A 12,752-nucleotide genomic window follows, 5' to 3' on the forward strand; every position below is an offset into this window, starting at 1 on the left:
TTATTCCAAATCTGAAGAGATGCATGACAAAGTGGTAGGTACGTTCATTGAGCGTGAATACTATCTTTCATAACAGATCTAACTATTGGAAGCATGACCGGAATTAGCTACCCGGCTGACCGATAATTTCCAAACTTTAATTCCTGCATCTTCAAGTTAATTGCATATACAACAATTAAAAGCATTACCTGTTAAAGGAATTCCAGCAACCAGTGTTGTTCAGTTCGGTGCAATAGTAGGGATTAAATCCGCCGATATATATTACTTTACCCTCTGTAAGAATAGGCATATAACATCTCCCGCCTAATCAAGCGGGAGATAACAGGAGGGGGTTATAACTCAGTTTTATCCTCAAACTCACACAGATCTTCAATAATGCAAGATCCACAACGCGGTTTACGGGCAATGCAGGTATAGCGTCCGTGTAAAATCAGCCAGTGATGGCAATCAACCTTGAACTCATCGGGGACGACTTTCAGCAGTTTCTTTTCCACTTCATCAACGTTTTTCCCCGGTGCAAACTGCGTCCGGTTACTGACGCGGAAAATATGGGTATCAACCGCAATAGTCGGCCAGCCAAACGCGGTGTTCAGCACAACGTTAGCTGTTTTACGGCCCACGCCCGGTAATGCCTCCAGCGCTGCGCGATCTTCCGGCACTTCACCCTGATGCTTTTCCAGCAGAATCCGGCAGGTTTTAATCACGTTCTCGGCTTTGGTGTTATATAGCCCGATGGTTTTTATATACTCTTTTAAGCCATCAACGCCTAAATCAAGAATAGCTTGTGGCGTATTAGCAACCGGATACAGTTTTGCTGTTGCCTTATTCACGCTGACATCAGTCGCCTGAGCGGACAGCAATACCGAAATCAATAATTCAAACGGTGAATTGAAAACCAGTTCAGTAGTTGGTGTTGGGTTGTTATCCCGTAAGCGGGTCAGAATTTCGACCCGTTTTTGTTTATTCATGCCTGATTACACTCTTAGCCTTTTGTGATATTGCTGCCACAGCCTTTATCCACTTCGTAGTGACGTGTTTTGCTTTCTGAACGGTTTCTGAGGCGTTCATCAATAATGTATTTCCCTGCCAGCATTAATCCTAATCCGATAAAGGCTCCCGGTGGCAGGATAGCGAGCAGGAATGGGGAATCCATATGAATAATTTCAATCCGCAGGACTTTAGCCCAGTTGCCTAATAGCAGATCTGCTCCATCAAACAGGGTGCCATTACCCAGAATTTCACGCATCGCACCCAGTACGAACAGGGCAAACGTTGCCCCGAGTCCCATAGCAATGCCATCAACCGCTGAGTGATAGATAGAATTTTTTGATGCGTAGGCTTCTGCACGGCCGATAACGATACAATTAGTCACGATCAGCGGAATAAAAATTCCCAGTGATTCATATAACCCGAATGCAAAGGCATTGATTAACATCTGAACGGCACTGACGACAGAGGCAATGATCATCACATAAATCGGAATGCGGATTTCATGGGGAACCCAGCGGCGCAGGGCGGATACCGCAATATTGGTACTCAGCAGCACCAGCGTTGTTGCCAGCCCTAATCCCAATGCATTGGTGGCAGTAGAAGAGACGGCTAAAAGGGGGCAAAGCCCCAGAAGCTGTACTAATGCAGAGTTGTTCTTCCATAACCCCTGAAAAAATAGGTTCTTGGTTTCACTCATTTATTTGGCTCCACATGTCGGTAATGAAGAGAGTTGTGTTGGAATGGTTTCCATATAGATTGCTGTGCGTTTAACGGCGTTGACCACAGCACGTGGGGTAATGGTTGCTCCGGTAAACTGATCAAATTCTCCGCCATCTTTTTTCACCGCCCAGTGCGGATCACTTGGTGAGGTAATTTTTTTGCCGGAAAACGCATAAATCCAATTGGAGATACGAGTATCAATTTTATCCCCTAATCCCGGTGTTTCATGGTGCTCAGTTACACGAACACCAAACACCTTGCCGGAAAAGTCAGCCCCGACCAATAATTGGATGGCACCTGAATAACCATCTGGCGCGGTGCTTTCCAGTGCTGCCGCAACAGGAATTCCATTTTTACGGGCGAGATAGAGGCGATGAGGTTGTTGGCTGCCCAGAGCATCGGCAGTTACCAGATAGCATTCATTAGGCATATCGTTGTCATAGAGGGCTGGTGGAACAACCTGATCCAGTAATATTTTATGCTGTAATGCAGCCTGCTCTGCAATCCTGTCTTTTGTTAAAGAGTAGACAACCGCAGTTAACCCTGTCGTGCAGGCGGCAAAAATAGCGAGAGTAATACCGTGACGTCGCATAGTTTCTAACATAGTCACTCCCTTATTTATGACCGTAAGCACGAGGCTGAGTGTAATTGTCGATCAGCGGTACACAGATGTTTGCCAGTAAAACAGCAAAAGCGACAGCATCCGGGTAACCGCCATAAACTCGGATTATCCAAATCAGTAAACCAATAATGGCACCGTAAATCAGGCGGCCTTTCGGTGTTGTTGAGGCACTGACCGGATCGGTTGCGATAAAAAATGCACCTAACATAGTTGCTCCGGAGAAGAGCTGTAGTAAAGGCGGTGAATAACGGCCGGGATCAATCAGCCAGCTAATCAGGGCACAGCTTCCCAGTACCAGAATAAATGTAGTTGGAATATGCCAGCTAATGATTTTGCGGTTCAGCATGATTAATCCGCCAATCAGGTAAGCCACATTGATCCACTGCCAGCCAATGCCTGCCAGAGTCCCTTGCAAGATGGGCTGTTGTAATACTTCACTTATATCATGTGTTAGTCTGCCGGTTTTGAAGCTGTCCAACGGCGTGGCCTGACTTAACCCATCAATACCCTGTAAAAGTTGTAACAGAGTCGAGCCGTCAGGTGTATGGCCTGTGAAAATGACCATCAGACACTCCCAGGGCGTTAAAGTAACGGCCTGTAAGGAAGCGGGTGGCATCCAGCTGGTCATTTGTACCGGAAATGAGATAAGAAGAACCACATAACCGACCATCGCCGGATTAAATGGGTTTTGTCCCAGACCGCCATAAAGATGCTTGGCAATAATAATGGCGGAGAAAGTCCCTAGTACGATCAGCCACCACGGTGCCAGCGGTGGCAGGCTGATCCCGAGTAATAACCCGGTGACTAAGGCAGAGTTATCTTTCAGGTAGGGAATAACCAGCTGTTTTTTTAATGTGATAGCAGCGGATTCTGCTAACAAAGCGGTAATGACTGCCAATAGGATCTGGATCAGTGTTCCATAACCAAAGAAGTAAGTTTGTAGTGCGATACCGGGTATGGCAGCAAAAACCACCCATAACATAATTTGGCTGGTATTTTTTTTACTGTGTGTAAAAGGCGAACTGGCGACTTTTAACAGGTTATTGTCAGTGTTGACTGGCCTAAATTTCATCGATAAATGTCACTATTCTGTTAGAGTTTCTTGTTTTTCCTGAGCAGCTTTCTTCGCTTTGACACGAGCAATAGCTGCTGCAACAGCGGCTTTACGGGGATCTGCTTCTTCTGAAACCGCAGGTTGAACCTCTGGTGCGGGTGTCGGTTCAGGTTGAGTCTGCGCGGCTTTTTTCGCTTTGGCGCGGGCAATGGCTGCTGCAACAGCGGCTTTACGGGGATCAGCTTCTTCCGAAACCACCGGCTGAACTTCATGTGTCGATGTCGGTTCTGGCTGAGCCTGAGCAGTTTTCTTCGCTTTGGTGCGGGCAATCGCTGCCGCAACAGCGGCTTTACGCGGATCTGTTTCTTCCGAAACCGCAGTTTGAACCTCTGGTGCGGGTGTCGGTTCAGGTTGAGTCTGCGCGGCTTTTTTCGCTTTGGCGCGGGCAATGGCTGCTGCAACAGCGGCTTTACGCGGATCTGTTTCTTCTGAAACCGCAGGTTGAACTTCTGGTGCGGGTGCTGCTTCAGGCTGAGGCTGAGCCGCTTTCTTCGCTTTGGCGCGGGCAATGGCTGCCGCAACAGCGGCTTTACGCGGATCTGTTTCTTCTGAAACCACCGGCTGAACTTCATGTGTCGATGTCGGTTCAGGCTGAGTCTGCGCGGCTTTTTTCGCTTTGGCGCGGGCAATCGCTGCCGCAAGAGCCGCTTTACGGGGATCAGCTTCTTCCGAAACCGTAGGCTGAACTTCTGGCGCGGGTGCTGGTTCAGGCTGAGTCTGAGCCGCTTTTTTCGCTTTTTTCGCTTTGGCGCGGGCAATCGCTGCCGCAAGAGCCGCTTTACGCGGATCTTCTTCGTTTTCTACAGAGGCTGCTGCGGTTGCTGGTGTAGTCGCAGCAGCTGTCTGTTTTTCAGCCTGGCGAGCGCGTAATTGTTCCTTTCTTGCCTTACGTGCTGCAATTGCTGCTGCATTATCAGGTAACTGACCAGCTTGTACGGTGATTTCCTCTCCCGCAGAGGATTGTTTTTCCTTCACACGAGCCAGTGCTGCTTGTACTGCACTTGTATCCTGATTGCCCACCTGAACGGCGGCTTTTTTATGACGTTCTTCACGAGCCAGTTTTTCGCGCTCCATACGTGCTTGCTTGGCTTCAAACCTCAGTTTAGCTTCGGCAGCCCGGCGGGTTTCAGCATCAATGGCGCGTATTTCGGCCTTTTCCTGTCGGTAGTATTGAACAAGCGGGATATTGCTAGGGCAGACATAAGCACAGGCCCCACACTCAATACAGTCAAATAAGTTATGGTTTTTGGCTTTTTCGTGTTCCTGTCCCCGGCTGAACCAGTAAAGTTGTTGAGGCAATAACCCGGCGGGGCAGGCCTCAACACATAAACCACAACGAATACAGGCTTCTTCCGTAGTTTTTGGCTCCATTTCCTGTACAGAAGGAGCAAGTATACAGTTGCTGATTTTGACGATGGGGACATTCAAATCAGGCAGAGTAAAACCCATTAACGGGCCACCCATGATGACCATCTGCTCTGACTGAGGAATAAACCCGGCCTGTTGCAACAGAAACTGAACCGGTGTTCCTAAACGTGCCCAGAAATTGCCGGGTGAAGCAACAGCTTCTCCTGTCAGAGTAACCACGCGCTCAATCAATGGTTCCCCATCAATAATAGCCCGCTTGATAGCCACCACAGTACCGACATTCTGCATCAGGGTACCAATATCAGAAGAACGGCCACCAGACGGGACTTCTTTGCCTGTCAGTATCTTGGTTAGCTGCTTTGCACCACCGGAAGGGTATTTTGTCGGAATGACTCGCACGGTAATCGATTTATCACCTTGCAGAGCAAGATTCAGAGCGCTGATCGCCTCTGGTTTGTTATCTTCGATACCAATCAGAACCTGCTTCGGATTAAGCAGATGCATCAGAATGCGGATGCCTTCAATGATCTCGCTGGCATGTTCCTGCATCAGACGATCATCTGCTGTGATATAAGGTTCACATTCAGCCGCATTGATGATCAATGTGTTGATGTAGCTCCCGCCACCTTTCAATTTTGCTGCTGTCGGAAACCCTGCTCCGCCAAGGCCAGCAATACCTGAGGCATGAATACGTTGTAGTAAGGTATTAGCATCAAGGGATGTGTAATCTAAGGTTTTAACTTGTTCGCACCATTGATCTTGACCATCCGGCAGTAAACGGACGCATAATTCTTTCAGACCCGATGGGTGAGCTGTAACACAGGGTTCAATGGCAGTGATCGTACCGGAAGTTGAAGCATGAACAGGGACGGTTCTACCAGAACCTTGTGTCAGTGGCTGGCCTTTCAATACCTTATCTCCGGTTTTCACCAGCAACTCTCCCTCCGGGCCAATGTGCTGCTGGAGGGGAATAATTAATTCTTCTGGTAACGGAGCATAGCGTAATGGTGTCCGGCTGGATTGCAGCTTCATTTCCGGTGGATGAATGCCACCATCAAAATCCCATATTTTGTTTTTGTTGGTAAGCAAATTGAATAGGTTAAACATTGGCTTTAACCTCAACAGGCTTAACAGATGACATAAACAGAGAATGGGAATCAGCAGGAATATTTTTGACCGGAATGGCATTCAAATCCCATTTCCAGTTGGATGTGGTAGTGGCTACAGGGATCATCGTGATGCAATCGGTCGGGCATGGGGCGACACATAAATCGCAGCCAGTACAGAGATCTTCAACTACGGTATGCATTGCGCGGTTTGCACCGATAATCGCATCAACAGGGCAGGCCTGAATACACTTTGTGCAGCCTATGCAGTTTTCTTCATCAATAAAAGCAACTTTTCTGGCCGGATTTTGTATGCTTTCATCGCCATCCAGCGGTTGTGGATCAATGCCGAGTAATTCAGACATTTTGAGCATCACTTGCTCTCCGCCCGGAGCACATTTGTTGATCATCTCTCCATTGTTGATAACCGCCTCGGCATAAGGGCGGCAGCCCGGATAACCACATTGCCCACACTGGCTTTGCGGCAACAGATTATCAACTTTCTCAACGATTGGATCTTCTTCCACTTTAAAACGGCGAGCAGCAAAACCCAGAATTAATCCGAAAATTAACCCGAGTACACTGAGTACACCGACAGCAATCCATAAAGATATCATCAGAATTTCACCAAACCACTAAAGCCCATAAATGCAAGGGACATTAACCCCGCAGTGACAAGCCCTATCGATGAACCACGAAAAGGGGCAGGTATATTGGCAACAGCCAGACGTTCACGAATGGCGGCAAATAGCACCATAACAAGTGAAAACCCGGCCGCAGCGCCGAAACCGTATACAGCGGACTGTAAAAAGTTATGCGATTGATTGACATTCAGCAGAGCTACGCCGAGTACAGCACAGTTTGTTGTTATCAGAGGCAGGAAAATGCCTAATAAACGGTAGAGTGAAGGGCTGGTTTTACGGACGGCTAACTCAGTGAACTGAACGACAACAGCAATTACAAGAATGAAACTTAATGTGCGTAAATAAACCAAATCCAATGTAATAAGAATATAAGTATTTACCAGCCATGAACTGATGGAAGCAAGCGTCAGAACAAATGTGGTCGCCATTCCCATACCAATAGCGGTTTCAAGTTTTTTTGAAACACCCATAAACGGACATAGGCCCAAAAACTTCACTAAAACGAAGTTATTGACCAGAACCGTGCCAATAAATAACAGAAGGTATTCAGTCATTGCTATACCTGAAAATAAGATTATTTGATGAAAATTATATAGTCGTGAAAGTGACAGAAACTCCCCACGTTGCGGTGAGGCAAGTGGGGCAATGATAACAACCAATTGTGGGGGATGTTATCGATCTTGTGTGAAAGTCATTTTTACCCGATAAGAGCGCTTAATATAAGGAACAAAAACAGCAGCCGCTAATAGTGACCAAAGTAATGAGCTGACTGCAAGTTCATCTGAAATGGGGGAGAATGCAAAAGCTTTGACAGCAATAAGTACTGAAAGTGTCAGCCAGATGATAAAAATACGTGGGAATCGTTTTGAACGAATAAAAAGCAATTTTAATACCCAAAGCGTAAAACACCACATAATAGCCGTGGTTAATACGGATATATACCATTGGACTGCGAAATCGCCACCTATTCGATGAATTAACGTACTTTGATAGGAATAGGTTATTCCATATAACACTAACATTGTACTGGCAGCAATAAATGTCATGACTAAATAAGCAGCAGGTGCTAATAGCCAACCATTAATACGGTAATAATCATTGGATTGATACATACAAAACATTCTCTCCATGATGGGTATTCAAATATAAAAAAGATAGTAACACAGGAAGTAGGATTATTTGCTAATGAGTCACCGCAGGTGATATTTTCTTATCCTTTTTGTAAATGTTGAGAGGTCATTATGAGTCATCTTCTGAAGGTTGGTCTGGTTGGATATGGTTATGCCAGTAAAACGTTTCATGCGCCATTGATTGCGGGAACGCCGAATGTAGAATTAGTTGCTATTTCCAGCTCTGATGCAGAGAAAGTCAAAAAAGACTGGCCAGGCATTAATGTTGTTTCTTCTCCAGAAGCATTATTTAACGATCCTGACATTGATCTTATTGTGATCCCAACGCCTAACGATACACATTTCCCATTAGCACAAAAAGCGTTGGCTGCCGGAAAGCATGTTGTAGTCGATAAGCCTTTCACAATTACGGTGGCAGAAGCCGAAGCCCTCAAAAAACAGGCAGAAGAGGCTAATTTATTATTATCGGTATTTCATAATCGTCGCTGGGATTCAGGTTTTCTGACAGTTCAGTCACTACTGAAAGACAATGTGTTGGGCGAATTAAAGTATTATGAATCTCATTTTGACCGTTATCGCCCGGCTGTACGTCAGCGCTGGAGAGAGGCGGCAGGCGCAGGCAGCGGGATTTGGTATGATTTAGGCCCTCATTTGTTGGATCAGGCAGTGCAGCTTTTTGGCAAACCTCAGGCCATTACAACCGATTTGGGCATAATACGTCCAAATGCTGAAACTGCTGATTATTTCCATGCTCAGTTAAAATACCCTACGCTGAAAGTTGTATTACATGCATCAATGCTTGTTGCCGCAGAATCCCCGATTTATACCTTACATGGTATGTCTAGCAGTTACGTAAAATATGGTTTAGATACACAGGAAGATTGTCTGAAGGCCGGGGAAAGTCTGACACAAGAAAATTGGGGATATGATGCGCGTGATGGTCATGTGACAGCGTCACAAAATGATAATCTGATTACGCAGACTGTTCCTAATTTACCGGGTAATTATGGCGCGTATTATGCTGCTGTCCGTGATGCTATTTTGGCGGGAAAACCGAATCCTGTGACGGCGGAGGAAGCTATCCTGATTATGAAACTGATTGAAGCAGGTGAAAAATCAGCGAAAGAGCAACGCACAGTAGTTATCGATTGACTGATTTAGTGATGGAGTAATCCTAAGGCAAGAGGTAGGGTACTGATGAATTGGTTGCAAAAATTAAAAATAGATCCTTTTCTGTTAACACTGCTTACTGTGGTCATGATTGCATCGTTTTTTCCCTGTGAAGGGGAAGTGAAAACGTGGTTCCAGTACCTGACTACGGCAGCCATTGCACTGTTATTTTTTATGCATGGAGCCAAACTTTCGCGTGATGCCATTCTGGCGGGAATAGGGCACTGGCGTTTGCATCTGGTTATTTTTCTGAGCACGTTTGTTTTGTTTCCTGTACTGGGTATGGGGTTACATTTCATTGTACCGGAATGGATGTCACCGCCCGTTTACATGGGGTTTCTGTATCTTTGTGCATTACCAGCCACGGTGCAGTCAGCCATCGCTTTTACCTCCGTTGCTAAAGGAAATGTTGCCGCAGCGATATGCAGTGCTTCTGCTTCCAGTTTACTGGGAATATTTCTCTCACCTCTACTTGTCGGCTACCTTATCCAGACGCATGATGGTGGAAGCCATCCTGATACATGGCAGGCGATAAAAGATATTATCCTGCAATTGATGGTACCTTTTATTGTTGGCCATCTGTCACGTCCATTGATTGCTAAATGGGTCGAAAAGCATAAAAAATTGGTTAATATCACCGATCGCTCATCTATTTTGCTGGTGGTTTATGTTGCATTCAGTGAAGCCGTTGTCGAAGGAATCTGGCATAAAATTGATGCTTACTCACTGGTCATGATAGGTATTATCTGCTGTGTTCTGCTTGCTGTGGTATTAACTATCAATGTATACAGCTCACGCTTACTGGGGTTCAGTAAAGAAGATGAGATCACAATCGTTTTTTGTGGTTCGAAGAAAAGCCTTGCTAATGGTGTGCCGATGGCAAATGTGCTATTTCCGGCTGCGATGGTGGGCATTATGCTGTTGCCACTGATGATATTCCATCAAATCCAGCTGATGGTTTGTGCTGTACTTGCCAATCGATATGCCAGACGTTCAAAAAAGGTCTAATTGTTCAAAAAAGGCAGAAGTTATTCTGCCTTTATACCCTCATATCATCAGCCTGATATAAGCTTAAATCGCCTGTTAACGATTTGCGACTTTCATTCTTAATGCCTGTTTCTCTGTTTCGCTGAGGAATGCGGTTTCCAGACCATTTATCTGTGCCAGTCGGATTTGCTCCGGTGACAAACCAGCGGCAGGGGCAGCAACATGGTACTCATGGCGAATTTCAATTCCTTCAACAGCCGGATCATCAGTATTGATGGATGCCAGAATGCCATGTTCAAGGAATTTTTTCAGTGGGTGAGCGGATAAAGCACTGACAGTACTGGTTTGCAGGTTTGATGTCAGGCAGGATTCAATACCAATACGGTGCTCTGCTAAATAATCCATTAGTGCCGGATCGGTAATGGCTTTAACACCATGACCAATTCGGGTTGCTCCCAGTTCACGAATCGCGTGCCAGATGCTTTCTGCACCTGCTGCTTCTCCGGCGTGTACGCTGATATTCCAGCCTGCATCACGGGCCTGAATAAAATGTTGTTCAAATAAATGCCCGGGGAAACCCAGCTCATCACCCGCTAAATCCATTGCAGTAATATGTTGCTTATGAGCGAGCAGACCGGCTAACTCCTCAGAACAAGCTTTTTCTCCGAACGTTCTGCTCAGAATACCAATCAGACGGATTTGGATATCGTGCTGCTTGCTGGCGGAATGAATCCCATCGATGACGGCTTCCACGACCCCCTCAACAGGAAGCTGGTGTTTCATTGCCATATAATAAGGAGAGAAACGTAGCTCAGCATAATCCAGTCCGGCATTAACGGCATCTTCTACGTTTTCTACAGCAACGCGGCGGCAGGCATCCAGATCAGCCAGTACAGCAACGCCCCAGTCAAGTTTTTGCAGGAAACTGACGAGATCTGGCTCACTTTCAATGATCTGAACATGAGGACGCAGAGCTTCCAGCTCATAGGCAGGAAGAATGATATTGTGTTGACGACCAAGATCCAGAATCGTTTCGGGACGAATGTTGCCGTCAAGGTGGCGGTGTAAATCGGTCAGCGGAAGCTGTGTATCAATCATTTTTTATCCTTTTTGTTTTACTAAAGTTATCATAAAAAGTATACAAAAAAGCCAGTCAACGCATTGACTGGCAATGAAAGTACTATCTATCGGTTTTTTTTACGATGTTTTCGCTGTTTAGGCTTCTCCAGCCTCAGCATGTACTTTCTTATAGAGAACCTTGATAGGGTTTTGTGTTACTCAGCCGCAGGAAGACTAGCTTCATCATCATGCTGATTTTGCTCATCGGCATCATCATAGGAGTCGATGAGGTTATGATCAAGCAGGAATTGATGCAGGTTGAACTCTTCACCGTTAAATTTGACTTTGTCATCGGCATAGTTGAGATTCATGTCAATGGAGTCATCAGTATGGGTAAATAAATTAAGTGCCGTAGCCTGTGCTTCAATCATTTGCATAACACTTTTTCCGGTAGCATCGGCTGATTCTCTGTCTTCACCTCTGACCATCGCAGACAGAGCGATAGATTCTGTCAGCATTGGTTTTGATAGCTTAATGTCAAGTGAGAATTTTTTGATCAGACTACGAATGATTTCTTCTTGATTACTATTCTGTAGTTTACTGAAATCGTCAGGAAGGTTATTCAGGGTTGTTGTGAAGTTAGCTGTACTTTCGCCTTTGCTATTTTTGAAGCTAAGAGTTTCGAGGGTGAATGTTGGATTATGTTGCAATAATGCTGGCAGGTTTTCCATCAGCGCAGCGTCTGTAATCTGAGAATATTTTTCTATATCAAAAGAATTAATTGTTTTGAAGAGAGCATCATAAGTTGCCCGGTCTACCTTACTGTAAGCTTGGTTATCAATATGGTACATGGCTAACACAAATTTGGCTGAACCAAAATCCAGGTTTTTCACTTTGATGCCATCAATGGTAAGAGAAGATTTTCCATCCAGATTGTTCTTTTCACCTTCAGTAAAGGTAGAAAAAGATTTGATACCGTTAATGGACATCATATCTTCACCAAATCCACTCAGGCTCACTTCGTCTATGTTTGATGAAGTGTCACCGAGATAGACACCAAATTGGTTTTTTTTGCTATTAAATGAAAAACTTAAATTTTTCATTTTAAATTCGGTGTTTTGCTGAGCAGGCTGAACAAATTTTATTTCATCGCTTTTCCCTGTGGATGTAATTTCACTGAAATCCTTATTAGTATCTACAGTTATATCTGCTCCTGAAATGACCCAATGGAGGCCTTTTTCAGTGGTGTAATCAACAGGAATAATATTGATACCAAAAGATAAATTACCATCATACGCGACACGGGTATCTACATTAAGTAAGGATTTATTTTTGGTGATTTCGAACAGTTCTTTCAGTAATTCACCGTCTTTTAGTTCGGAATGGATTGATGCTAATTTAGGGCTAAATTTAAATTTAGCAATATCGGAAAGAGGGAAAGGCCCATGCTCAATATTGGATGCGATAACAATGCCTTCTTTCTTATCAAGTTTGCTAGTAAGAGCAAGTTGGACATCCGTGCTAAAGATACCGCGTTTCACATCTTTTTTCTGCAACTCTAATCCAAGGTCTGGCATCTTTTCGGCCAGTTTTGTATTTGCTTTTTGGAGCGCTTCATCCATACGCGCTTCAACCTGCTTCCCTGTGTACCAGGACGCGCCTGTCCATGCTGCACCTAAAGCAACAATAACACCTACAGCTACTAGCGATTTTTTCATGTGGGAATTCCATCCTTTTTTGCGCATACGGCATTATTGCCATATGCGATATGTCTTTGTGTAAAAAATAGTTGTTAATTGTATAGATTAACTAGAGAACTTTTAATCACTTTTCAATAAAAGT

The 12,752-nt window shown here is 45.0% G+C and carries 12 protein-coding genes; 2 read left to right on the top strand and 10 right to left on the bottom strand.

The features are described 5' to 3' along the window. Positions 1-332 precede the first annotated feature (332 nt). The 8 genes from nth to Xsto_RS09725 form a co-directional block, all read right to left on the bottom strand. Entirely contained in the window at positions 333-968 is a 636-nt protein-coding gene (gene nth / locus Xsto_RS09690) for an endonuclease III (RefSeq protein ID WP_099124934.1), read from the bottom strand. 14 nt (positions 969-982) lie between these two features. Further along, complete coding sequence (locus Xsto_RS09695) at positions 983-1,687, bottom strand: electron transport complex subunit E (protein ID WP_099111464.1); 705 nt, start codon at positions 1,685-1,687, stop codon at positions 983-985. Continuing rightward, on the bottom strand, positions 1,688-2,314 hold the full coding sequence (gene rsxG, locus Xsto_RS09700; RefSeq protein ID WP_099124935.1) for an electron transport complex subunit RsxG: 627 nt from the start codon (positions 2,312-2,314) through the stop codon (positions 1,688-1,690). Positions 2,315-2,324: 10 nt separating this feature from the next. Beyond that, positions 2,325-3,404, bottom strand: a complete 1,080-nt coding sequence (gene rsxD / locus Xsto_RS09705; protein ID WP_099124936.1) for an electron transport complex subunit RsxD — start codon at positions 3,402-3,404, stop codon at positions 2,325-2,327. Positions 3,405-3,416: 12 nt separating this feature from the next. Continuing rightward, complete coding sequence (gene rsxC / locus Xsto_RS09710; protein WP_099124937.1) at positions 3,417-5,921, bottom strand: electron transport complex subunit RsxC; 2,505 nt, start codon at positions 5,919-5,921, stop codon at positions 3,417-3,419. Beyond that, entirely contained in the window at positions 5,914-6,537 is a 624-nt protein-coding gene (gene rsxB, locus Xsto_RS09715) for an electron transport complex subunit RsxB (protein ID WP_099124938.1), read from the bottom strand. The genes rsxC and rsxB overlap by 8 nt, the downstream gene beginning before the upstream one ends. Beyond that, on the bottom strand, positions 6,537-7,118 hold the full coding sequence (gene rsxA, locus Xsto_RS09720; protein WP_099124939.1) for an electron transport complex subunit RsxA: 582 nt from the start codon (positions 7,116-7,118) through the stop codon (positions 6,537-6,539). Before rsxA ends, rsxB begins: the two co-directional genes overlap by 1 nt. Before the next feature lie 117 nt (positions 7,119-7,235). Then, a complete protein-coding gene (locus tag Xsto_RS09725) occupies positions 7,236-7,676 on the bottom strand; it encodes a DUF2569 domain-containing protein (RefSeq protein ID WP_099111458.1) in 441 nt (146 codons plus the stop codon). Between the two features lie 129 nt (positions 7,677-7,805). Between Xsto_RS09725 and Xsto_RS09730 the strand changes: the two genes are divergently transcribed. Further along, positions 7,806-8,846 carry an oxidoreductase gene (locus Xsto_RS09730; protein WP_099124940.1) on the top strand — a complete coding sequence of 347 codons (1,041 nt, stop codon included), beginning with the start codon at positions 7,806-7,808 and terminating at the stop codon, positions 8,844-8,846. A 45-nt stretch (positions 8,847-8,891) separates the two neighbouring features. Next, the gene (locus Xsto_RS09735) at positions 8,892-9,872 is read left to right on the top strand and encodes a bile acid:sodium symporter family protein (RefSeq protein ID WP_099111456.1); all 981 of its coding nucleotides are present in this window, start codon (positions 8,892-8,894) and stop codon (positions 9,870-9,872) included. Positions 9,873-9,947: 75 nt separating this feature from the next. Here Xsto_RS09735 and add read toward each other — a convergent pair whose 3' ends face one another. Next, positions 9,948-10,949: an adenosine deaminase gene (gene add / locus Xsto_RS09740; protein ID WP_099124941.1), complete on the bottom strand. Its 1,002-nt coding sequence runs from the start codon at positions 10,947-10,949 to the stop codon at positions 9,948-9,950. Positions 10,950-11,125: 176 nt separating this feature from the next. Beyond that, positions 11,126-12,655, bottom strand: a complete 1,530-nt coding sequence (locus Xsto_RS09745) for a YdgA family protein (protein ID WP_099124942.1) — start codon at positions 12,653-12,655, stop codon at positions 11,126-11,128. Positions 12,656-12,752: the final 97 nt, after the last annotated feature.

This window comes from Xenorhabdus stockiae (genome assembly GCF_002632825.1).
GTDB classification, from domain to species: domain Bacteria; phylum Pseudomonadota; class Gammaproteobacteria; order Enterobacterales; family Enterobacteriaceae; genus Xenorhabdus; species Xenorhabdus stockiae.